This is a genomic window from Candidatus Cardinium hertigii (genome assembly GCF_003788695.1).
In genome coordinates this window covers 48,623-71,902 of record NZ_RARA01000023.1, presented here as the reverse complement: position 1 = coordinate 71,902, position 23,280 = coordinate 48,623, and the positions used below count along the sequence as shown (strand labels likewise).

The 23,280-nt window shown below is 34.8% G+C and carries 17 protein-coding genes, 2 tRNA genes and 1 pseudogene (1 of these 20 running past the window's edge); 14 read left to right on the top strand and 6 right to left on the bottom strand.

The features are described 5' to 3' along the window. Positions 1 to 1,733 precede the first annotated feature (1,733 nt). The 3 genes from EDM02_RS02345 (at position 1,734) to EDM02_RS02335 (ending at position 5,941) form a co-directional block, all read left to right on the top strand. Positions 1,734 to 3,377: an ankyrin repeat domain-containing protein gene (locus tag EDM02_RS02345; protein WP_123662758.1), complete on the top strand. Its 1,644-nt coding sequence runs from the start codon at positions 1,734 to 1,736 to the stop codon at positions 3,375 to 3,377. Between the two features lie 247 nt (positions 3,378 to 3,624). Further along, positions 3,625 to 3,924, top strand: coding sequence for a hypothetical protein (locus EDM02_RS02340; RefSeq protein ID WP_123662756.1), 300 nt, complete (start codon positions 3,625 to 3,627; stop codon positions 3,922 to 3,924). A 91-nt stretch (positions 3,925 to 4,015) separates the two neighbouring features. Then, positions 4,016 to 5,941, top strand: coding sequence for a hypothetical protein (locus tag EDM02_RS02335; RefSeq protein WP_123662754.1), 1,926 nt, complete (start codon positions 4,016 to 4,018; stop codon positions 5,939 to 5,941). A gap of 208 nt (positions 5,942 to 6,149) precedes the next feature. On the opposite strand, the gene EDM02_RS02330 is transcribed toward EDM02_RS02335, so the two are convergent. Further along, positions 6,150 to 7,943: a hypothetical protein gene (locus tag EDM02_RS02330; protein ID WP_123662752.1), complete on the bottom strand. Its 1,794-nt coding sequence runs from the start codon at positions 7,941 to 7,943 to the stop codon at positions 6,150 to 6,152. A gap of 159 nt (positions 7,944 to 8,102) precedes the next feature. Continuing rightward, positions 8,103 to 9,941 carry a hypothetical protein gene (locus EDM02_RS02325; RefSeq protein WP_123662750.1) on the bottom strand — a complete coding sequence of 613 codons (1,839 nt, stop codon included), beginning with the start codon at positions 9,939 to 9,941 and terminating at the stop codon, positions 8,103 to 8,105. A 932-nt stretch (positions 9,942 to 10,873) separates the two neighbouring features. Between EDM02_RS02325 and EDM02_RS02320 the strand changes: the two genes are divergently transcribed. From EDM02_RS02320 to fabV, 5 genes are all read left to right on the top strand, one after another. Further along, a tRNA-Leu gene (locus tag EDM02_RS02320) sits at positions 10,874 to 10,955 on the top strand. A gap of 48 nt (positions 10,956 to 11,003) precedes the next feature. Next, positions 11,004 to 11,078 (top strand) — tRNA-Val (locus EDM02_RS02315). Positions 11,079 to 11,308: 230 nt separating this feature from the next. Further along, positions 11,309 to 12,121, top strand: a complete 813-nt coding sequence (locus EDM02_RS02310; RefSeq protein ID WP_221179592.1) for a M23 family metallopeptidase — start codon at positions 11,309 to 11,311, stop codon at positions 12,119 to 12,121. Next, on the top strand, positions 12,111 to 12,629 hold the full coding sequence (locus EDM02_RS02305; protein ID WP_123662746.1) for a bactofilin family protein: 519 nt from the start codon (positions 12,111 to 12,113) through the stop codon (positions 12,627 to 12,629). Before EDM02_RS02310 ends, EDM02_RS02305 begins: the two co-directional genes overlap by 11 nt. A gap of 15 nt (positions 12,630 to 12,644) precedes the next feature. Beyond that, a complete protein-coding gene (gene fabV / locus EDM02_RS02300) occupies positions 12,645 to 13,859 on the top strand; it encodes an enoyl-ACP reductase FabV (protein WP_123662744.1) in 1,215 nt (404 codons plus the stop codon). Positions 13,860 to 13,890: 31 nt separating this feature from the next. Here the strand turns inward: fabV and rsmA are convergent, their stop codons facing one another. The 4 genes from rsmA to EDM02_RS02280 form a co-directional block, all read right to left on the bottom strand. Beyond that, entirely contained in the window at positions 13,891 to 14,673 is a 783-nt protein-coding gene (gene rsmA, locus EDM02_RS02295) for a 16S rRNA (adenine(1518)-N(6)/adenine(1519)-N(6))-dimethyltransferase RsmA (protein ID WP_123662741.1), read from the bottom strand. A gap of 12 nt (positions 14,674 to 14,685) precedes the next feature. Continuing rightward, on the bottom strand, positions 14,686 to 15,063 hold the full coding sequence (locus tag EDM02_RS02290; protein WP_123662739.1) for a hypothetical protein: 378 nt from the start codon (positions 15,061 to 15,063) through the stop codon (positions 14,686 to 14,688). A gap of 257 nt (positions 15,064 to 15,320) precedes the next feature. Beyond that, a complete protein-coding gene (locus EDM02_RS02285) occupies positions 15,321 to 16,082 on the bottom strand; it encodes a cell division protein FtsQ/DivIB (RefSeq protein ID WP_123662737.1) in 762 nt (253 codons plus the stop codon). Positions 16,083 to 16,147: 65 nt separating this feature from the next. Then, a complete protein-coding gene (locus EDM02_RS02280) occupies positions 16,148 to 17,503 on the bottom strand; it encodes a sodium:proton antiporter (RefSeq protein WP_123662736.1) in 1,356 nt (451 codons plus the stop codon). Between the two features lie 201 nt (positions 17,504 to 17,704). On the opposite strand from EDM02_RS02280, the gene EDM02_RS02275 reads away from it, so the two are divergent. The 6 genes and pseudogenes from EDM02_RS02275 to EDM02_RS06140 form a co-directional block, all read left to right on the top strand. Next, positions 17,705 to 18,178: a YcxB family protein gene (locus tag EDM02_RS02275; protein WP_123662734.1), complete on the top strand. Its 474-nt coding sequence runs from the start codon at positions 17,705 to 17,707 to the stop codon at positions 18,176 to 18,178. Between the two features lie 149 nt (positions 18,179 to 18,327). Beyond that, positions 18,328 to 20,127, top strand: a complete 1,800-nt coding sequence (locus EDM02_RS02270) for a peptidylprolyl isomerase (protein WP_123662732.1) — start codon at positions 18,328 to 18,330, stop codon at positions 20,125 to 20,127. 54 nt (positions 20,128 to 20,181) lie between these two features. Next, positions 20,182 to 21,183 carry a DHH family phosphoesterase gene (locus tag EDM02_RS02265; RefSeq protein WP_123662730.1) on the top strand — a complete coding sequence of 334 codons (1,002 nt, stop codon included), beginning with the start codon at positions 20,182 to 20,184 and terminating at the stop codon, positions 21,181 to 21,183. Positions 21,184 to 21,205: 22 nt separating this feature from the next. Further along, positions 21,206 to 22,237, top strand: coding sequence for an FKBP-type peptidyl-prolyl cis-trans isomerase (locus EDM02_RS02260; protein WP_123662728.1), 1,032 nt, complete (start codon positions 21,206 to 21,208; stop codon positions 22,235 to 22,237). A 68-nt stretch (positions 22,238 to 22,305) separates the two neighbouring features. Then, positions 22,306 to 22,785: an ankyrin repeat domain-containing protein gene (locus tag EDM02_RS02255; RefSeq protein WP_123662725.1), complete on the top strand. Its 480-nt coding sequence runs from the start codon at positions 22,306 to 22,308 to the stop codon at positions 22,783 to 22,785. Between the two features lie 121 nt (positions 22,786 to 22,906). Further along, positions 22,907 to 23,280: pseudogene (locus tag EDM02_RS06140) on the top strand (Rpn family recombination-promoting nuclease/putative transposase); it runs 515 nt beyond the window's last position.

Below are 23,280 nucleotides of genomic sequence, written 5' to 3'. Positions count from 1 at the left end.
ATTTGGATAGGCAACTTTTGTATTAAACGCATCCACTAGTCCTGGATAGTACTCCTTATCGAATCTAACTTTGCGTACCTTTGTTCCATTTAATTTTAAAAATACACTATCGATAGAATCTGGTTTCCACTCATTAAAAGAAAATTCTTCCTCCTCTCCATCTAGAAATGGCGCTGTAAAATCTAATGCTTCAACTGCTGTATGTTTCAGTAAAACGAAAGTTTTAGAGAATGCGTCTTGGATTCCATCGTCGTTATTAAATCCACCCAACTTTAACATACGAACAGCCGTTCCCTCGAGGGCAGCGGATACAACCTCGAACTTATGGCCTAATTCGGAACCCATAAGGCCTAGTGCTTCAATTTGAGAACCTTTGAGCGAAGAAAATGCTTGTTCCAATATGTCTGTTTCTACTTCACCTAATGGCCATCTAGCAATATCTAAGGTCTTAATCCTTGTCTTTTTAAGTAAAGGAAATGCTTCGCAGATTTTCTCTGCCATTGCTCTCATTAATTCTTTATCATTGCCACCCATATCAACTATGTCAGATAAATCTAGATCCAGAACAGACGTATTTTCAAGAGCAGAAAACAGGGCAATGACATTATTACGAAATCCTAGTAATCCAATAAGCTCGTCGAAATGCAAGCGTTTAACCGTTACATTTTTAAGTAAACTCAATGTTTGAAGGACTGCATCGGAATTCCATTGCCACCACCAACCCGTTATAGATAGATTAGAAACAGATGTGCCTTCAAGGGCAGAGAATATAGCACTAAATGTTTCTGTTATCTTCTTGTTTTCCCACTCACTACTTGGACGATCTTGTATACTAGCAATGGCCCTGTGACTACCATAATAACCGCAACCGCCACACTCAATTTTAAATTCTTTAAAAACATTATTGTACTTTCTACACAAATAACGCAGCAATTCCTTGATCTTTTTTGCATCGAGGCAAGAAGAGGGAATTATAGTTAAAGAATTGTCCCTCAGATATAAAGTTCCATTAGCTTTTAAAATATCTATCCAGCCTTCTATTCTAAGGTCTTCTGCCTCTTTTTTTCTTTTGCAAGATGTATCGGTATCGATAAGATTGTCGCTTGTACTTGACGTCCCTGCTACTGCCTCCATATGCTGTGGATCGTGGTTCATACCTAGCGAAATGGCTTTTTTGCTACATCCTGTTAAAGCTAGGAGGACTATCCACCAAAGAGCGGTTAATCGTTTTGTTATATACATAGTCATTGTTATATGTTATATGGATAAAAATTATTGTTATGCACAAATACTAAGCTCCCAATAGTCTATTACTATTTATTGGCATTGCCTTGTGCAAGGTTAATATATTCTGTCCATATTAGCTAATGGTAGATGGATAGAAAAAATAATAGCTGATGCTGGTATATATCATGAACGTAGTTTTTTTTTGTTAAAAAATATCTGAAAATCAATAACTAACAATGTTCTTACTGTCATAATATCAAAAATAACAAAAATATAATAGTAGAAAAATAGAAAAAATGATACGGTCGATTTTTTGCAATGGCCTCATATTGTTACCTAACGGTTGAACAGATAGATGTCCTTGTTATATTAGGTTTGGACAATATCTTTCTTTTGCTTAAACTTGCTTCCATCAAGCGAATTCCATTAAGCGAATTCATCAAGTCTAATCTTAAAATAAAACAAATAATACATAATTATAAAACAAAAAAATAAACATAATAATCATGAAAACGAACATAATAAAAATAAAAATCGAGTATTATAAACAGCTCTTAAAAAGCAGCATATGGATGCCGCTTTTGTTTGCTTTGTCATCTTGTTCACAGCAAAGCAGCTATGATTTATTCGGTAAAAGCAGAGGCAATACTATGAAATATGAAATAAAACATAGCACATCAGAAGCATTTGAACAAAGCATAAAAAATACCGTTAATATTGGTAATGTGGAGAACAAAAAAGATCGGTTGTATATTGCAGTAAAATTAAATGATATTGAGGCTGTAAAGATTATACTAGACCGTATAAGCCAAGACAATGACAATCAAAAAGCACTGTATCAGGAAAATTTTCCAAATAGCATAAATGCGCATAGCAAAAAAACGCCTTTAGGTAAAGCTATAGAAATGCATCATAAAGAAATAGTTAAACTTTTAGTACAGCATCCCGATATCGATGTATACAATACAGGTGAAGGCCTAAATGCACTTTTATTAGCCCTGCATAATAAAGATAGAGAGATGGCTCAGATAGTATTCGATAATTATATATTACGTAGAAATAAAGAAATAGCCACTGAGGGGCAGGGTCATAATGTTAAACATATGCTTTACGTAAAAGACGAGTTGGATAATACACCACTCCATTTATCTATTAAATATGGCTATTCAACTTTAGCAGAAGCATTAATTGCACGATTACCTATAGAGTGCTTCTATAGCAAGGATAAAAAAGGGCGAAATGCATTGCATATGGCTGCACGGTATAATAAAAAAAAGCGATTAGGTCAGATGTTTAATAAGATCAAAGAAGAAGCAGGCATAACTACAGCCGTTAATAAACTTCTTGAAAAAGACGGAGAAGAACGTTCTGTATGGGCATGTGCTTACTTAGCAAAACCAAAACATAGATTAGGTAGTAACGCAATGTTTGATGCTATACTTAAACTGACTAGTAATGACTTACCTGACAGTCATCGGGCAACAGCTATTCCACAAGAAATAAAAACTTTTTATGAAAAAAGAAATTTTTTTAAAAAAAGAAAAATAAGTGATAGTCAAGTTAAAATATTGTATAAGCACCTTGGAATGAAATATAGAGATTACAATAATGAAAATGCATCAGAAATAAATTGCCAATCCAGCAGCAACAGCCATCTCACTGTTAATTCTACAACCTCATTTACATCAGAAAATAGCCATAATGAACTTTATGATGAACATCATGATGAACATCAGTCAAACGGCACTGCATTTTCAACAGATAATAGCGCTGCTATACAACCGTTGGTACCAACAGACCCCAATAGTATAAGCAGTAATAAATGTAGTAAGATACTCGGAGATGCCCCTAAACAGCAAAAAGGTAAGCTATCATTGAAAGAAAACAGTAATAAATGTAGTAAGATACTCGGAGATGCCCCTAAACAGCAAAAAGGTAAGCTATCATTGAAAGAAAACAGTAATAAATGTAGTAAGATATTCGGAGATGCCCCTAAACAGCAAACAGGTGAGCCATCATTGGAAGAACAGCTTAAATATAACGCAGGTAAGCTAAACAATATTACACTCTCTTATCAACATTATCAAAATGATAAAAGCTTTGTAAGCAGCATGGATGAAAGAAACAGAAAAATAAATAACGAACAATAATAGCATGGCGCCACGGCCATTACCTGGTTTTTTTGCTGCTTTTCAGTAGGAAATAATGGCAATGCAAATCAGGTAATGTCATTCGTTACTATTTTTTTCAGGTCTTACCTTAAAAGGATCCATGGGGAACTTTTACCAATTATTAGCTGTAAGATCCTTTTTAACCATAAAAAATACATTGTATAAATCAACTAAAATAAAAAGCAAATTTAATCTATAACCACATACAAAAACTTACAAAATAAAAATGAAAAAAACAACTATTCCATCCATTCTATGGAGTACGCTTATAGTATGCTTAATGGGATGTAGTCAAACTACCTATCGTTTGCAAACAAATATAAATACACAAGCAGTGTCATCTACTTTACTATCCGTGGCTGCAGCCAAGGAGCAACAGCTTTTGCATGCAAAACAAGTTACTGTACCACGTACACATTATTGTTTAACTGTAGAAGAGATAAAAGAAGTAGAAGTAGTAAATGATCATGGACAAAAAGTCAAACAGCTTTGCGTAGTTTTTGTTGCTTCAAAAAGCATAAAATAGTTTAAAACTATTGTGTCTCTATATCAGGGACAAAAATTTTTATAATTGGTTAATAATCTTTTTAACTTTCAAATTTAATATAATAAATATTATGAATATCAAAATTATTGGATGGATAATAGCATCTTTTAACAGTGTTTTTAATGGGAATGGCTGGGTTCATCAAACTCAAACGCTAGCTGAACATAGCAATACTTATGCAGTTGCTAGTAACAGTAGTACATTGGATGATAGGGCGCATCCTTATAGTCTTAATGGAATGACGTATCCAAGTGCGTTAACGGAGCATGAACGAGAGGATGCTAGGCAATATGAAGCTTTTATAAAGCAACTAGATCCTAATGCTGTAGTTACAGATGAGGATATATATCAGTATGTTATGCTTCAACGGCATAAAGAAACACCTATTCAGTTATTACCTTTTGCCCATATGGAAGACAAGCAGCCTAATAGGCAGACAAAGGGCTATAAAAGAGCTGCGGTTCCACAACCAGTAAAACCTGAAACGTATTGTGCACTTGCTAAACAGGCGACAACATGCATGACTGCTACGGTAAGCAATACGCAATTCTGTTTTAAGCTAGATCCAAAATTCACTCATGAGGAGATTGAAAAAATGAAATTATCCTGGCAGCAGGTAATAAATACTTATGAAAAGGAAATTGATCGTATAGAGCCTGAATCAATGCATATGATTTATGTCGAGAAATGGGATCATTCTCGATGGACGCAGCAAGGGGTGGAGGTACTTGGTCGATATTGGCCATGTCCTCGGGAAGGAAATATTGCAGAAAAAAAAATTTACCACCTAATGCAACTTTTTTTGGGAAAAAATGGATCACATACGCCCAAACATGAAATGGGACATGTAATGCATAGTGCACATACGAAAGGAGAAGGTCTCCCACACTTAATAAGTGATGGTATTGCAGAATATGTATCATTATCTGATGAGGGAAAATTGGATGCTGCAAAATGTACATTAGAATGGTTGCAAAGGGAAGACTCTTCTGCAACTACCAATACGATTGAATCTGTTCTACATGATGATTTTTATAATGGGGATTATTGGAATGGAAATGAACGGTATAATGTGGGCCCTACTTTTATTCAGTATATACAGGAACGTTTTCATAAGGATAGTTTAAATAAGTTTTTACAATGTAAACATGCAGACAAGCAAGCGCAATGTAGAAATGTTTGTTGGAAACAATCAAGAAATAGGGAATTAGCTTGCCCAGCTGTACGTTCTCACGATAATTCACAAAGGTTATTGTATGAAAAATGTATAGAAGAAGTAAGCAAAGCTTTTACGCAGTGTACAAAACAATGTTCACAAAAATGTATAAGTGACCATTTAAATGTAAACATAGCAGATTTTAAGGCATGGTTAATAAGAGAGGTTGATGGCTATGAAGCGCCTAAACAGGCCACATATAGACCGTCTACTTCAACCTATAGACCTGCAATCAGATCGGAGCGTCATACGGTTATGCCTCAAAATGGCAAAAGAGAAAGAGGTGATTCCAGCGTAAAGCCTACCTGCTCTTCTCTAGATATAGTATGCAATGATATGCAAAAAATATGTTCAACAACAGAAATAAGTCCACAAACGAGCCATAAACATCACCATAGGCATGGTCACCATCATCATACAGATGACTGTGTATATGTAACCATACACAATCAAGCTACCAATGCCCCCAAAATATATAAGTGTGACAGTAGGTGGCACGGATGGATTAAAAAGCGTCTACAAGAAGGCAAGGGAAGTATCTCCAGTGATTATGCAAATGGACATATCCCCCGTGGTTGTACAGCTGTATCAGCTTTTGATGTGTCTACTACATCTACTGATGTGTCTACTACTGCATCTGATGTGCCTACTACTGCATCTGATGTGCCTACTACATCTGCTACCTTTTGGGTTCCAGTAGTCATAGGAAGTAGTATGATTGGTGGTACTGTTACACTAACAGCCGTAGGCTTAAGGAGGCTTTATAATAAATATAGGTAACAAACATTAGTATATATCTGCATTTGAATCAGCTTTTAGACTGAATTTTCAACAGTTTTTTACACCAGCGCTTGATTTTTTTGGCTACTTTTTTTGATTAAGCAAAAAAAGTAGCTTTAACAGAAGTAGTTTTTTTTTTAAATGGATAAAATAATTAGGGCGTGTCAACAAATAATCCAACTTAAGGAAGCCACTAGATGGATAGCGCCTAACATGTATTAATCTCAGTGATCTCCTTAAAATCAATTTCAGCAGCATAATTAGCACACATAACGCTTTTTTCTGTGAATTTATTTATATCCATAGTAAGATCTATGAAAAAATTTAATAATTTTAAAACATTGATATCAGGATTATTTTTCATAGAACTAATCATTTGCTTTAGTTTATTTAATTGATCTATAATCTTCTTATCAGAAATATTTTTATTACTTATTTCTATTATTTCCTGTAATTTTTTACAGTGAGCAAGAGACTTCCTTCTCGTAAGAATGAATTTTATTGACTGTTCCAATTCGCTATATGCCTTATTAAGAAGTTTCTCTTGTGTTGTTATACATCGCAACATATCATTTAACGCTTGATCATCATTGATACACAACTTATAAACAGTATTACTAATGCTTTCCATAATAGATTGGATAATATGAGTCATATTGTGACGTTGCTGTATTATCTCATTAAAATTATGAACTAAAAGTGTATCATCATCGTATTGACCTGGAGAAGATTGCGCCATCGTAAATGCATTATATTGCTTTGTAACGGTTTCAGAATCTTCATTAACTTTAATAAGTTGATCTTCAATGTTATTTATTTTCTCTAATACATCATAGCATAGTTTTGCATGTATAAGTTTATTATTCATATCACTATCTTTTTCGCTAGCTTTTCTGGTTTTTTCGTGTGCTTTTTGTATTTCTTCATTAAATGAATCTTGCAAAAATTCCAAATTAGATTTCTCATCAGCATTTATGAACTCTTCCCAGTTTTCGTGTAGTTTTTTAGCATGTAAGCTAGCAAATATTAAGTGGTAAGAATACGCTTCTTGGTAAGGATCTATTATTCCTTTTATATCTTTTACGATGGAATTAAAACTTTTCGAGAGTTCTTTATAATATTTGCATTTATCCCTATTAAAATTTCCTGTATTGCAGCATTTCTCTACTTGTTTATTTAGCTTTGTAACGCATTCCTGAATGGCATTTGTAGCCTCTCTATAATTGGATATTAGGTTAACAAAATACATAATCTTATTATTCGTATTTTTAGTTATAACACTTAGAATATTACATTCTTTATCTACATTATCTTCATTTTGAAACTTATCTATGCCTAAATCTAGGGTAGTTGACTCTACTATTTTAGTAATTGTTTTCTGAGTATTTTTTATACGACATGTAATTCTATCCATATATTCATATATATTGTCATCCGTTGGGGACAATAGTTCAGATGCAGTAGTTTCAGAATCACTAGTAGAATCAAGCTTTTGAATTCCTTCTATCAGTCCCCTTGTGAACGTTATGACGTATTGCATATGGACCCTATATTTGTTAATCTGTTGAATATGTTGATTTACTTCAGTAAGAAGTCTTTGTCCATCTTCCATATGGGATGAAAAGTAATATAAAGATGGCTTTCGGAGCTTTGTTAATACATCTTGAGCCTTTACAAGACTACTTCTTGCTTTGTCACTAACGTACTGAGCTGAATTACATGTATTTAGTAGAGATGGTAATAAACACTTAACTATACCATCACTTGACAAATCTTTAGCACTACTAGCATCAAAAATATTTATATCCTTTATTTCTAAATTTTTATCATGGGCAAACTGCTCTATTAGATTTTTGAGTGGATCTATTTGATTAGATATCTCTTCAATAGCTGTTTCCAATTTTTCATACTTGCTTCGAGCAGTAAGTAATTCTGTTTCAAGATTAAATACATTCGTTTGTTCTATATCTCCTAATTTGCCAGGATTAATATTATCCGCCATACTTAGTTTTTGTGTTTGACAAGATAAACATAGCCATAATGTGAATACAACTGCTAACACTGGGTTTAAATTATAGTACATAGTTTTTAAGTATTTATATAATAGAATGGTAAAAAATTATAAGTCATATATATTATAAGTCATATATTGTGTGATCACTCAATTATATCCTGTGGTATTACAAGCTTGTTTAGCACATGCTTCACAAGCATGACCAAGCTCCTGAATAGCTTGAGTAAAATTGCTTAACCCTATAATAAGTTGTACGAGCTTATCGCTATTGTTCAAGGAGTCTTCCTTCTGTATATATGGATAAATTTGATTTTTAGTAATTTCATCTACTGTATTAATACACGATGCAAGTGCGTTATAGGTTGATTGAAGTCGATTTTTATAGTTAGCTGGAAGCAAATCAATTGTTTCATTTAGTTTATCTAGTAAAACTGTACGGCGGCTGATTAGTTTTAATAGATACCCTTGGTGACAATTGAATTCATTTATAGTGCCATTATTGATAATTGTATTACTAATATCGGTATTAACTTTATCCAAAATTTCTGTGCTGATGCTAAGAATACTTTTGCATGTTTTAGTTATTTCCAACATATGATAAGTACATCTAGCCCAAGGTTCTTTTTGGGCATCCTCCTCATCATCAACTTTATCATAAATACTTTGAGCATGCGTACAATATTGCTGTATCAGATTGTATTGTTTATTAATGTTTTTACATATCTCATCAACTATATTTTGAGCATCAAATACGGAGTATGCCTTTTGTGTACTGCTGTGTATTGCTATGTTTTCTTTTTCTTTATCTATAGTCTTTACAAAAGCATCTGCAATCTTACTCCTACTGTCCAGTAAGTTATTATGCGCAAGAGAGAGTTTTGTAACATGCCTGGGATCAGTAAGTTGCTGTGATGCCGACTGATATTCTAGGAAATTTATATTATCTGCCTTAAAGCTTTCATGAAGTTCCATATAAGCTTCTGCTACTTCAAGTGTGTTTCTCACTAAAGGTTTAAAAGATTCAATAATATTGCTTATGTAAGCATTATTATCATTGCTTTCATTATTTTGCGTACGCTGAATATGCCCTGTAATATCAATATGGTTTTTAATACTAGTATTTATAATGTAGGCACTTTGAATAAATCGTCCAGCTTTCTCTAAATAATATATTGTTGTTAGTTTATTACAGTAACCAGCAGAAGCGGAATTAGCAAATACGTTGCATATATTATAAATGGCGCTTTCATTATTAAAATTTTTTATGATATCTTCGGGGGACATATGCTCAAGGGTATTGTACTTGGTATCGTACTTTTTTTTGGAAATTTTGTACATTTCTTGCAAAGACTCCAGCGTTTTATAAGCTGCTTCTGTAAATCCAGGTAAGCCTTCGTAAGCGTTCTTGTCTAAAGGCTTTTGAGGGTCCTGAGTATATTCTATTAAGGAGTCTATATTAGTTTGTATTGTCTGAATGTAGCCTAGTATATTTTTGATTTTATTTATTTCTTTTTGATATTTGATGCTATTTGTTTTAGTATCTTTAATACAATTTTCTAATTCTGATTTGTCTACTGCTAATATGTTCGCATATTCGCTATAAATTTCGTCAAGTGTACTAATAATATCCTGAGCCTGATCCTTTGCTGCTTGAGCAAGATTTATCTGGTTATTGTATGTAACAATATAAGCCTTAAGATAAGTTCTTGCTTGAGTAATTCTTATTTGCTTGAAGAGTTCATCTTTTTGATTGGCTTGTGCAGAATACTCATTTTTTTGATTGGCTTGTGCAGAATACTCATTAAAATTTGTCTCATAAGATTTACCTTTAACTTGATAGTTAATAAGTTGGGTATCGATCTCTTTGATTATTGTTTCATAGCTATTTATTTGATCAGAAAGTTGAGAAGTAAAATTTCTTATTTCTTCCTGTAGCTTAATATCCGTATCCGGATTATATTTATCCTCTATATTACTATCATTCATACCCAATTTATGTAATTGACAAGATGAACATAACCCCAATAAGAACGCCCTAATGAAAATTTGATATAGCATAACTATAGATATATTAGAATGTAAAAAATATAAAAACGCCTTTATAATGATTATAAGCAACCTTAAGGAGCAAACTTAAAAAATAAAACTAAAATTTGCAACTTTCTTACAGTTTATCTGTAATAAGTCGTAGGGAGTGTTAGATAGGCTTGTTCCAAAACAGTATCTTGTTTATTAAGTAAAATCAATATATAATACTCATAATGAGTGTTATATTAAATAAATACAAGGTGCGTTAATGGAGAAATCACATTTTAAATCGTTTTTTTATTGCATTAGCAAATGCAGGCCTAAGGCTAAGAAAATTCAGTTTTACTTGATTCTATAAGGTGAAAGTTAGCCTTTATGGCAAATAGTGAGGTCGTTGCAATATAAAATTGCAGCGATTGTATATACAAATTTAGAGTTCTTTATAAGTTTACAGCGCTAAAATAGTATAGTTTATGTTCTTTTTAAGACTAACGTTTGGGTATAAATTTCTTTCTTTTATAAAATTTTTGTTTTCTATTACAACGGCCTTGTAGCACAATCGCTGCAATTTTCTATTGCAACGGCTTCGTGCTATATTTACATCAGTACAATGATTCAGCAGCGGTTCCATAATTTTAATAAATTCCAGGATTTGTGCCTCATAATAAAGGCATGAGGTACCCACAGTAGTATATGTAACATGCAATGTTGTCTATATTTTTAATATAATCCAAATTTTTTATTCAAAAACAATAGAAATATCTGTTTTTACTGATAAATAGTATGGCACAAATCATAGGATAAATCTTTGGTAAAAAGACTTTTATCTACTAAATTGTTCTTATTCGGCCCTGTTTTGCTGCTAGAAATTAAATTAGCATGCTTGTTTTGCGCATGTGGTGAAATTGGTAGACACGCCATCTTGAGGGGGTGGTACTTTCGAGTGTGGGGGTTCGAATCCCCCCTTGCGCACATTTGGTAGGCGTTTAAAATGCATTTGAAGCCAGAAACCAAAAGTGCGGGTGGTTAGCTCAGTTGGTTTAGAGCATTCCGTTGACATCGGAAAGGTCGTTGGTTCGAGTCCAATGCCGCCCACATTGCTTGCAAAGTATATTATGGGCAATCCGTAATGCTAAGCAATTAAGGCCCCATTTAGGTTGCCAACCTTGTATAAGGAAACAGATTTCCAACTTCAAAAAAACTGATCGTTGCGTACCCGTAGAAGACTACTGAATAGTTTCGAAAGTAGATATCAGCTGATTATTCGAAATGTTGAAAATTTTGCAGAATATATCAGTACCCCTTTTAGCTATGCAACCATCATTATGGTAATATGTACCTGGTTTGCTGTAAGCTTTGGTCTTAGCTTATGGCTAGCCAGCACAGCGCTAGCAAAATGGATGAACCCTATCTATATAGAAGCAGAAAATCAAAAAAAAATACTTTCTTTGGCTTCCGAAGTGGAAGATTTGGAACAAAAAATTGTATCCCAAACAAAGTTTATTACCACGCTCCAAAATATCATTCGAGGTAAATCGCATACGTCCGATGCCGCATTATCTCCTATGCCTCCTGCTATTTCCAAGCCGACAGCAGAAATGCCTATAGAAGAAAAGTCGATAGAAGAATCCCCAGTGGTAGAAACAGCAACCGCAGAGGCGGCAGAAACAGCTGTAATAAAAACTGAGTCCTACATGTCACCATCAACGATGCACACCATGGCGGCTTCCGTTCAAAATATGCAAAATATGGCTGGATTATTTTTTCCGCCTATCCATGGAAGTATTACAGATACGTTCAATAAAACAAGTGGACATTATGGCGTGGATATTGTTGCAAAAGAAAAGGATCCTGTTAAAGCCATAGCCTCTGGAATGGTGATTTTGACGGATTGGTCCGTCGATACAGGATGGATTATTGTCATTCAACATCATAATAATTTGGTTTCAATTTGCAAGCATTGTGCTTTTTTGTTTAAAAAAGTTGGTAACTTAGTTAAGGCAGGCGATGTGGTTGCGCTTATGGGAAAATCTGGAGAACTTTTGAGTGGCCCACATTTACACTTTGAACTTTGGAGTGAAGGAGTAGCACTGAATCCAGAAGATTTTATTAAAATTTCTAGAAAAAATGTTCAATAATAAAGCTAAACCTTTAGACCCTGTGACGATTAGCAACATCATAGGACAGGGATCACACCTGGAAGGTAATATAAGTACTACAGGTAATTTACGAGTAGAAGGTAAGGTAACCGGTGGTATCCAAACAAAAGCAAAAGTAGTTTTAAGTCATACGGCACAATTACAAGGAAATATTGTAGCACAAAATGCTGAAATTGGTGGAGAAGTAAAAGGCACTATAGAAGTTATAGAGTTACTCGTGCTAAAATCAACTGCGGTTGTATGGGGTGACATTATTGCTAGCAAATTGGTTTTTGAAGAGGGTGCTTATTTTGATGGAAAGTGTAAAATGGGCAAAAAGAATAAGGAATCCAAAACCGTACATGAAAATGCTACCTCTGCTTCTGTAAATGTATCATCTGCCGCTACCAAGTCATTTGGCTTAGATAAGGAACATATGGAAGGCAGCTTAAAACCAGAAAATAGAAAATTATCTACATGTGCAACTAGACCAACAACCGTTTCTTAAAAATACCTATTACATATGCTTATAGAACCAAGAATACGTGGCTTTATATGTACTACAGCCCATTCTACCGGTTGCACAGCAAATGTACTGGAGCAGATTAGATATGTACAAAACCAACCATCTATTCCATCTGGACCTAAAAAAGTTCTGCTTATAGGTGCATCTGCAGGTTATGGTTTAGCTAGTAGGATAGTTACTGCTTTTTGTGCGCAGGCCCAAACCATAGGTGTCTTTGCTGGGCACGCAGCTGAAGGTAAACGCACCGCTTCCGCTGGTTGGTACAATACAGCTGCTTTTGAGCAAGCAGCTCATCAAGCTGGACTTTATGCTAAAAGCATGCATGGGAATGCATTTTCAGATGAAATAAAGCAAAAAACCATTGCGCTCATTAAACAGGACTGGGGGGAGGAAGTGGTGGATTGTGTAATATATAGCCTAGCCTCATCACGCCGCACGCATCCCAAAACGGGAGCGCTTTTTAACGCTGTTTTAAAGCCTATTGAACAGCCATATAGCGGTAAAACCATCGATGTAATGCGTGGTCATCTCTTAGATGTTCGTATTGAGCCAGCAACAGCTAAAGAAATCGAAGATACGGTTATGGTGATGGGAGGTGAGGACTGGGCTATGTGGATAGATGCTTTACTGGAGGCAAATGTACTGGCAGAGGGTATCCAAACAGTGGCTTACTCCTACATTGGGCCTAAATTAACTGAGTCAATTTATACAAAAGGAACTATCGGTCAAGCAAAAAAACATTTAGCAGAAACAAGCAAAATACTTACAAAGCGACTTAGTCCTATTGGTGGACAGGCCTTTATTTCTGTGAATAAAGCTTTGGTTACCCAAGCAAGTGCGGCTATACCTGTAGTATCTATTTATATTTCATTAATTTACAAAATTATGAAAGAAAAAAAGCTACATGAGGCATGTATAGAGCAAATGTACCGGTTATGTTCAGATCGCTTATATAGAAAAGATCGGCAGGTGCTGGTAGACGCCCAAGGATGTATTCGCATGGATGATTGGGAAATGCAAGCAGATGTGCAGCAAGCTGTTACTGATATATGGCCTAAGTTAAATAATGAAAATATAGATGCCCTTACTGACATGGCCGGATATACCCGTGAATTTTACAAATTATTTGGTTTTAAAGTAGAAGGAGTTGATTATGACCAGCCATGTGCGGTGGATGTTGCCATCCCATCTTTGGCTATGCAGCAATCATAGCGCAGCACTCTTGCCAAATGGCATGGTAAAATCAAACCGGGTTTTTAGATGCTATTGCGTTGGTGAGTTGCACAAATCCATCCACACTAATTTCTTCCGCACGTTTGTGTAATAGATCCTTGCAGGTTAGATTTGAAATATTGAAAGCAGAAAGGGCATTGTGTAGTTTTTTTCGTCGTTGTTGAAATCCACTTTTGACTATTTGAAAAAAAAGACGTTCATTACATGGAAGTTGTTTTACATGGTTACGCTGCATGGTAATAACAGCAGATTCCACCTTAGGAGCGGGAATAAAGAGATATTTAGGTACCGTAAAGCAATATTCTATGGTATAGAATGCTTGTAAAAGCACGCTAGGAATCCCATATATCTTACTACCTGGTTTAGCAGAAAGCCGTTGGGCAAATTCTTTCTGTACCATTCCCACTACCTCATCAACTATATGACGATTATCTAAAATTTTAAAGAAAATTTGAGAAGAGATGTTATAGGGGAAATTACCAATAATAGTTAGGCGTTCTCCTTTAAACTGCTCTACTAAAGAGTAGGTTAAAAAATCTGCTTGTATGATTCTATCATTTAATTGGACATATTTTTTTTTTAAATAGACTATAAGATCACGATCTATTTCTATAAGGTATAACCTAGGAATAGACAATAACATATCTGTTAAGCTACCAGTGCCCGGCCCCACTTCAATTACGGTACGCGTAAGCCCTTCACCAGTTAATAGATTTGCTATTTGATTAGCTATAACAGGATCTTTTAGAAAATGCTGACCTAATGCCTTTTTAATTCTTATAGCCGTTGCCATGTATCTTAATACTTAAAAAGAAGAAGAATTTATAAATTCCTTAATCTTTTTATGTAGCGCATGCTGGTCAGTGTCTTGCGACTTTTTCAACAAAAATTTCAATAGTCGATTATACTTTTCCAATAGATTTTTATACTTTTTCTCAAGTTTCCATAATTCTGCACGTGCATCTTCTGGAGGTGCTGTATCTAACCTCATCTCAGGAAATTCTACTGCAAAATTATAATGTATAATCATGCCTAAAGTCAATATAAAATCATAATTCAAGTTTTGCTCCTTAAATCTATTATAAAGCGTATTTCTACTAACGCCCATCTTTGCAGCTAATACTGAAAGAGAGATCCCGCTTTTTCTCACTACATTTTCAATAATTTGTCCTCTATGTTGCATCTGATATTAGCAAATTAATAAGTAAGAAGTCGACATAATATACAGAATTTGTCATTTTTTTTTTGATCTATGCTTTAAACTGTTTGATTTATGTCTTAAACTATTTGACTATAAGTGTTACATTAAAAATAAAAAAAAGAACCCAGTAATTGCAAAATTGTAACCCTAAACTGTATCATACATTATAAGGCCGTTGCAATAGACCATTACGTTTTGTCATCAATACTCCACTTTCCCATCATGCAGAAAATCGTTGTCTATTCACAAATCAACTGATCTTTAAATTCTAAATTTACACGACCGTAGGCATTCCAACCTTTATAGGGAATAACCTTGCTATAGAAAAGACGAAGTTTTTCCAGCTTTTCAGAGATGTTTTCGGCGTACCCAAATTCTATTTTATGATTCCCTATTTGCGTTCCAAGAATGATTTTATGGTTATTTTCTACCTCTAAACTAGTAATTTGGTAACGAAAAAAGGGATCTCTATAGAGGCAATGTAATAATTTTAGCAGTTCTTTAGCACATCTCTGTAACCCATCTGTTTCTACCACTATATTTTCAGGATTACCGCCTATAACTAGTAAGCGAAGTAGGGGAAGATTTTCTATTGCTATCAAATCACCATTTTCGTCGATATACATCTGCATACTATGGGGACCAATGGGGTTAATCATACGGGCTATCACATATTTGGTTTCTAAATACACTTTTAAAGTGTTATGCCAAGTTTTGTAAACCAGTACATTTTTTACAAATGGTTGGTGGTTTAACCGGGTTGTTATGCTATACGTATCAATTTTTTGTAGTGGAACGCCTATTAAGGTTGTTTTATGTATGGATGGTAGTAAATCCAGTATGTCTTTTTCTGTTATAACAGATTGCCCAGAATGATCTTTTATTTCTATCTCAATATGTTCACATAGTAAAGCAGCATGTTTTTTTTCTGCTAATAATATAGATAAGCCTAAACCAATAGCTAAAAGGAAAGAGATGATTCCGTTTGCTATTTGACCCATCTTTACCATTTACCACTTATCTAGGAATCAGATGTATTTATAAGTTTGTAGGCTAGTTAAGCTTTTTAGGAAAAGAACAAAACCCAGATTATAAAGAGTATAGGGAACAAAAAAGGTAATGAAAATCGATATATATATTTCCCGAAGGAAGGCATTTTTATGCCTGCTTGTTCTGCAATAGATTTAACCATAAAATTAGGACCATTCCCAATATAGGTCATAGCACCAAAACAAACAGAGGCTAGGGAAATAGCTTTTAGCTCCATAACTGAATTAGGGTAGATACCGCCTGCTGCATAAGCTTGTACGCTTGCTACAAGCGAAATATCTGCCCCGTGCGAGGCCATACTGGCGGTTACAAAGTTGAGATAGGTCGGTGCATTATCCAAAATAGCAGAAAAAACACCTGATCCCCAGTATAAATTAGTTGGCGTAATGAGTTGCTTACCCCATTCAGATTGCGCAAAACTACCAATCAGTTCAAGTGCGGGAATCATTGTACCAAAATTTTTTATAAAAATTAAGCAGACTTCATATAAAGGCTCAAAATTAAATTCGTTTGATATCAATACTTTTTTGTCTGATGTATAGTAGGCAAGTGCAGCTACTATCAACATAATTAGTTCCCGTACAAAAGAAATATGATGGCCATGATAAGCAATAGTAGGTAGCCATGGGAGCATAGTTACATCTAAGAAGACCGCTCCCATAATTATGCCTAGCCAAATGAGGTGCTTACTTCCCCTAATGGAAATCATTCCCTTACGGGAATAGTTGGTATATTGCGGATCAGATAGATCTTTATTACTTTTATCCAATATATAAAAAATAGATAAAATCATTAAAATAGCTATCAACCAAGGTAAAAAATTATGAATCAAGGTCCATCCAAAAGGTATTCCTTTAAGAAATCCTAAAAATAATGGCGGATCCCCAATAGGGGTTAATGCACCCCCTATATTACTGACTATAAATATAAAGAATACAATGTGGTAGGATTTAATCCGATGTTTATTTAATCTTATATAAGGACGGATGAAAAGCATAGAAGCACCAGTAGTACCTATTACGTTAGCCGCTAGCGCACCTATGAAAAGTAAGATTATATTGGCTAAGGGGGTCGTTCGTGCGTGTATCTTAATTAAGATACCATTTGTCGCCATGTATAAAGCGGTGATTAAAGAGATAAATTGTATGTATTCTGCGGCTGCTTCTACAGGTTTAATCTTGTTTTCTAAAACGATACAGTAGTAAGCCATAACAAAAGAAGCCAATAATATGGCTACTTTTGGATAATGTTTATGCCAAAAATGTGGGAACAGTAAAGGCCCTGTAGCAATCATCAACAATAAAGTGATAAAAGGCAGGGCTAAGCAATAAGGAGGAAGCATAGTACCTCCTGCTGGTAATGTATCAAGCATAAGATCTGATTTTTAGAATAAAACTAAGAAAAAACAGTAATTAACTGTACCCAATATACTACCTTATAAGTAAAAATCATTATATTGCACAAGGCTTTAAGATGATAACACCTAAGTTAAGATGAAAATTAATAAAATTGGCATGATGGTTATATGCAACTCTCTTTTTAAGTCATTATTTGATCGAAACATGATTGAAACATGATTGTCAAAACAAAAAAGTATAAGGTACCGGCTATTCTCTATATAAGGCTAGGGATACAAAATATTTTACGTATACAATGGTGGATAGTGCCCCTGCTTGTGCTTTTTATGAGTGGTACATTTTTGATACCCACTATTTGGTTTGCTGTAGGTGGTATGATATGTTTTATCTGTTATTTGCTTTTTTGGGTAATTCAATTTTATGGACTTACGCAGCTAGAAGAAAATCGCCCTATGTTTGAGCGAATAACTTATGAAATTAATAACCAATATTTAATTATGCAGGTAAATCCCAAGCAAGGGATGTCCATACCTTGGATAGACCTTACGAAGGCGTATAAAAAAAAAGAATACTTTCTCTTGGTACGGTCTAAGGTTCAGTTTTTTTATCTTCCATTTAAAATATTTAATGGTGATAATGAAATAAAATTTTTTACAACTGTATTGCAACGAAAAGGGCTATTAAAATAGTACCTGTTTTGTGGTTTATAAATCGATTGTACCCCCTATATACTTAGGGAATACATAGGTAGCTTATACGTTTTATTTACCAATGTGATGTAACTATTGGCGTATAGAATATGGGGCCAATTGGTTGATTTTTAATTTTAATTTTATACATGGCAATTCTTAGCAATATTAGAAAAAACGCTGGTAATACTTTTGTGGCTGTTGTGGTCGTTCTATTGATCATTATGTTCTTGAGTAGTGATATAAGGGGCATCTTTTTTTATCTCTTTGGTAATAGTAAGGCGCAAATTGGTACCGTAGCTGGGGAAAAAATCAGCTATACGGATTATCGTAAATTGCATGAAGAGATATATCGTAATGTTAAAAGTCAAGGAAAGCCTCTAACAACAGAGGAACAAATTCGTTTGAAGAGTAAAGTTTGGCGTAAATTAGTTGAGGATATGCTTTACGCCAAAGAAATAAAACAAATTGGTATGGTCGGAAGCGCCAATGAGCTGGTCGATTTGGTACAAGGGAAACATATTGATACACGTATTCAGAGTTGGTTTAAGGATCCTGAAACGGGTACTTTTGATCAGCAAAAATTACTAACCTTTCTGGACAATTTATCTAAAGATGAACGGGCGAAATTGTGGTGGTGCCAGGTCGAAAAAGAATTGGCTATAACAAGAGCCAAAGAAAAATTGCATCAGTTAATGCTTCAAAGTTGCTTTGTTACATCAGCTGAAGAAAAACAAAATAGGCAACATGCTAGTACGTTACGTGATGTAGATTATCTTTATATCCCTTTTACTACGGTTAGCGATGATTTAGTTGTACCTACAGATCAACAATTACAAGATTATATGGCTGCCCATAGAAGCCATTATAAAGCTTCAGAAAGTAGGTCTATTATGTATATAACTTTCCCTGTTAAGCCAGATGAAAAGGATAGCGCTGATTTTAAAGAAGAATTAAGTTCTCTTGCGGTGCAATTTTCTACTGCAGCCGATCCCTATATTTTTGCTGAGCAACATACAGATGGAACAGTTGAAGCGACTCGTTTGGAATGTATAGCCGATGATCTCCCTGCGGCACTTGCCAAAATGCATCATACCCTTGCTAAAGACATGGTGGTAGGGCCTATTATGGAAAATGGAAGTTATATGTTCTATAGAGTGATGGCCATTAAAAAAGAGAAGACTTCTTATCAATATCAAATAGCTGTAATAGAAAAAAAAATGATGATCAGTGATTATACACGTAATAAATGTTTTAGAAAGGTACAACATCTTACGGCTAGCATAAAAAATTTAAATGATTTGCAAACATTTGCTGCTAATGAAAAAGTAGCCATTCAAAAAGAAGAGGTAGCTCCCTCCGATGAATCTATTGGCGCGTATGCAGCTGCTCGAGAGGTGGTGCGTTGGTTATATAATGAAGCTACGGTGGGTAAAGTTTCCAAGATTTTTGATTTAGGAGAAGTGTATCTATTAGCTGTTATGTTTGACCAGGTCAAGGCAGGTGATTTGGTGCCTTTGCATTCGGTGCGTAATGCAGTATATCGTAAGGTGCTGCATCAAGAAAAAGCTAAAATAATTCTGGATAAACTTAAACAGATTCAATCTAATACGTTATCAAGCATTGCGGAACAATATGGAAATCATATAGCAGTACAGTCGGTAGAGCGTCTGAGTTTTTTGGAAAATGACCACAAGCATTTTAGGAAGGCCAAGGCTTTTGTGGGAACATGTTTTGGTTTGTCGACAGGTTCCATCAGCCCTCCTATTATTGATGAAGAAGGCGTTTTTATGGCCTATGTAAAGAAAAAATATAACAAAGAAACGGAGTGTTTAGATCAGCCGGATGCCTCTATGAAGCAGATAGAGCGATGGATGCAACCCTTTTATGTTAGTAAGAGTCTGGAAGAATTGGCCAAAGTTATCGACCAGAGATATAAATACGAATAAGCTCCGGGGAATTAGTTTTTCTGTGTCATAAACTTTTAGTAGATTGCATTTTATATGTACGATATATCTATTCTAAAAGAGCAGCTAGCTAGTCCGAAACGGATTGTAGTGGTTATGCATGCTCAGCCTGATGCAGATGCACTTGGGACTTCTTTAGCTTTGGCTTTGTACTTAAAAGAACAGGGACATAAAGTAGATGTAATTACTCCAACGGAATATCCTAAGTTTTTATCTTGGCTTCCTGGGGTAAATGATGTACTTATAGCGGAACACTATACCAAAGAGGTGTTATTGGAGAAAATAGGGAAGATAGATTTGCTTTTTTGTATTGATTTTTCTGTTTCCAGTCGTTTGGGTGCATTGGCATTTATATTAGAAAGTCCTGATATATTCAAGATTGTGATTGACCATCATAGAGAACCGGAAGATTTTGCAGATCTTTTTTTTTGGGATCCTAAAGCTGCTGCTAGTGCAGAAGTAGCATTCCAACTTTTTATATCATTATTAGAGCAGAAAAGCAAAATCACCGCATCTATGGCTACTTGTTTGTATGCTGGTCTTATAACCGATACCAACTCGTTTAAAAATCCAAATACTACCCCCAAAACCCATCGGATTGTAGCGGATTTAATGGAATGTGGGGTAGATGCTTGTAGCGTACAGCAACTTATTTACGATAATAAGTCGCTTAGTAGATTACATTTTTTTAGTTTTGCGGTTAGCCAGCGTTTGGTTTTTCTACCAGCATTTCATACAGCTTATTTTGTTATTCAAAAAGAGGATTATAAAAGATTTGATTTACAAAGTGGTGATACAGAAGGGCTTGTAGATTATGCTCTTTCGTTAAAAGAGGTATGGTTAGCGGCGGTATTAAGGGAAAAAGATGATATGGTATATATTTCTCTTCGTTCCGTGGGGGATATATCCGTTAACTTGATCGCCAAGAAGTATTTTAATGGTGGAGGCCATAAAAATGCTGCAGGAGGCGTTTCTAATTTAAGTTTGACCGAAACGGTCGACCAATTTGAACAAATATTAAAAAGTATACATTTTTAACTTTAATTTTTAAATAAACGAGATGAAACGTAAAAATATTACAGCATTTTTTTTAGTGCTATTGACATTGGTAGCAGGGCTTGTTTGGTATAATCACCAATTTCATCGTTATCTGTATCCTTTTATAACTGTGCCATCTGGTTTTTCTTATAAGAAGATGATGGTAGGCAATGGAAAAAAAGTAAAAGATGGAGACGTGGTAGATATGGTTCTTGTGATGAAATTGGCATATAAAAAGGGAGAAAAAGCGGAGGAGGAGCATGTGCCCAATGCAAAAAAAGAAGAAAGAGTATTAATAGATACGCTTAAGGAGCCACAACCCTTCTTATTGCGTTATGATGATTTAACATCAACTAATAAGCAGCTTGCTGAAATGCTAAATATAGTTGAAGAGAAACAGCGGGTGATTTTTAAGTTCTCTCCCCAATATTATTTAAAAGATGCAGCGGCGGATCTTGATAAGATTCTAGAATTTAACGATCTAAAGAAAGATGATGAACTAGTAATGGATGTTGAAATAAAAAAGATTATGAATCAGGAAGAGTACGATCAATTAATGACTACCAAGCGTGCGGCTCAATTAGAAAAAGATAAACAGCAATTAGAAAAAGATAAACAGCAATTAGAAAAAGATAAACAGCTCATCACTGACTATTTGGCTGCGCATAATATACAAGCTTCTTCCACTGATTCTGGCCTTTTTTATATTGTTGATCAGTCTTCTGAGGATATTCCTATTGTTAAAGGAAAGTGTGTTAAAATCAACTATACGGGAAGGTTACTAGATGGCTCTGTTTTTGACACAACTAATGAGGAGATTGCAAAATCTCATAATATTTATTTGCCGCCTAAAGCGTATGTCCCTTTTGAATTCCAAGTAGGCGTTAATTCTGTTATTCCAGGATGGGAGGAAGGGTTATTATTGTTAAAGAAAAATGAAAAAGCACGTTTTTTTATACCTTCTGTCTTAGCATATGGAGAGGATGTTACAAGCAAGCGTATTCCTGGCAATGCTGTCTTACTATTTGAGATTGAGGTTGTGGATGTTTTTTAGTCTTTCTGGAAGATAACAGTACCAGGACGTTATAGTGTGGTGTGTTAACTGGCTCTATCGATAACTATATGAAATATCTAAAATTTCTTTTATCGAGTGTAATGTTCTACTGTTTCCAAGCGGGTAGTTGTAAACAAAGTTCCTATTTAGATAAATCTGTAGAACTTTCTCTAATTTCAGCTGTGAAAACAGGTAGTCCTATAGAGGTACAAAGATGTTTGCAGACAAAGGCAGATGTGCATATTACAGATGAGGATGGTAGTACACCTTTACATTGGGCCTGTTATCTTTCGACAGAAAAGAGCATGGATATTATTGAGCAGCTGCTCAAAGCAGGTGCAGATATCCATGCCAAAGATTTGTATGGTGGAACGCCCTTGCATTGGGCCTGTGTTTCAGAGAAGCAAAATAATAGTATGGATGTTGTTAATAGGCTGCTCAAAGCAGGTGCAGATATACATGCTAAAGATATATATGGCTATGTGCCGCTGGACTGGATAGCCCAGTACAAGGGTAGCTTTATGCATAGCTTTATGCATAAAATATAGGGAATCATATAGGGGGCAAAACAGCGCAAAGATAGCTTTATCCATAAGGAACTAGTTAGACGTATAGATTGTAAGCATACATGTCAAGTGTATAAATTTTGAAACCTAAATTATAGTTAGTATGCAAGCCATTACGCCTCGTGTGGATGTAGCCTTTAAGAAACTTTTTGGCGTAGAGGAAAATAAAGACTTATTGATTTCGTTAATCAACGCCATTGTTTCAGCAGAAGATCAAGTAGCAGATATTATATTGCTTAATCCCTACAATCCGCAAAACTTTCGAGGAGATAAAGCATCTATATTGGATCTCAAAGCTAAGGCAGTAGATGGTAAACTATTTAATATTGAAATCCAAATCAGTGATGAAGCAGATTATGATAAAAGGGCTTTGTTTTATTGGGCCAAATTGTATACTGAACAGCTACAAGCAGGACAAGGCTATGGCAACTTATCTAAAGCCATTGGCATCCATATTCTGAACTTTATTTCTATTGT

Excerpts from the sequence above, each read along its gene's own strand:
- EDM02_RS02345 (WP_123662758.1), top strand. The coding sequence starts at position 1,734 with ATGAAAACGAACATAATAAAAATAAAAATCGAGTATTATAAACAGCTC.
- EDM02_RS02340 (WP_123662756.1), top strand. The coding sequence starts at position 3,625 with ATGAAAAAAACAACTATTCCATCCATTCTATGGAGTACGCTTATAGTA.
- EDM02_RS02335 (WP_123662754.1), top strand. The coding sequence starts at position 4,016 with ATGAATATCAAAATTATTGGATGGATAATAGCATCTTTTAACAGTGTT.
- EDM02_RS02330 (WP_123662752.1), bottom strand. The coding sequence starts at position 7,943 with ATGGCGGATAATATTAATCCTGGCAAATTAGGAGATATAGAACAAACG.
- EDM02_RS02325 (WP_123662750.1), bottom strand. The coding sequence starts at position 9,941 with ATGAATGATAGTAATATAGAGGATAAATATAATCCGGATACGGATATT.
- EDM02_RS02310 (WP_221179592.1), top strand. The coding sequence starts at position 11,309 with ATGGTAATATGTACCTGGTTTGCTGTAAGCTTTGGTCTTAGCTTATGG.
- EDM02_RS02305 (WP_123662746.1), top strand. The coding sequence starts at position 12,111 with ATGTTCAATAATAAAGCTAAACCTTTAGACCCTGTGACGATTAGCAAC.
- fabV (WP_123662744.1), top strand. The coding sequence starts at position 12,645 with ATGCTTATAGAACCAAGAATACGTGGCTTTATATGTACTACAGCCCAT.
- rsmA (WP_123662741.1), bottom strand. The coding sequence starts at position 14,673 with ATGGCAACGGCTATAAGAATTAAAAAGGCATTAGGTCAGCATTTTCTA.
- EDM02_RS02290 (WP_123662739.1), bottom strand. The coding sequence starts at position 15,063 with ATGCAACATAGAGGACAAATTATTGAAAATGTAGTGAGAAAAAGCGGG.
- EDM02_RS02285 (WP_123662737.1), bottom strand. The coding sequence starts at position 16,082 with ATGGGTCAAATAGCAAACGGAATCATCTCTTTCCTTTTAGCTATTGGT.
- EDM02_RS02280 (WP_123662736.1), bottom strand. The coding sequence starts at position 17,503 with ATGCTTGATACATTACCAGCAGGAGGTACTATGCTTCCTCCTTATTGC.
- EDM02_RS02275 (WP_123662734.1), top strand. The coding sequence starts at position 17,705 with ATGATTGTCAAAACAAAAAAGTATAAGGTACCGGCTATTCTCTATATA.
- EDM02_RS02270 (WP_123662732.1), top strand. The coding sequence starts at position 18,328 with ATGGCAATTCTTAGCAATATTAGAAAAAACGCTGGTAATACTTTTGTG.
- EDM02_RS02265 (WP_123662730.1), top strand. The coding sequence starts at position 20,182 with ATGTACGATATATCTATTCTAAAAGAGCAGCTAGCTAGTCCGAAACGG.
- EDM02_RS02260 (WP_123662728.1), top strand. The coding sequence starts at position 21,206 with ATGAAACGTAAAAATATTACAGCATTTTTTTTAGTGCTATTGACATTG.
- EDM02_RS02255 (WP_123662725.1), top strand. The coding sequence starts at position 22,306 with ATGAAATATCTAAAATTTCTTTTATCGAGTGTAATGTTCTACTGTTTC.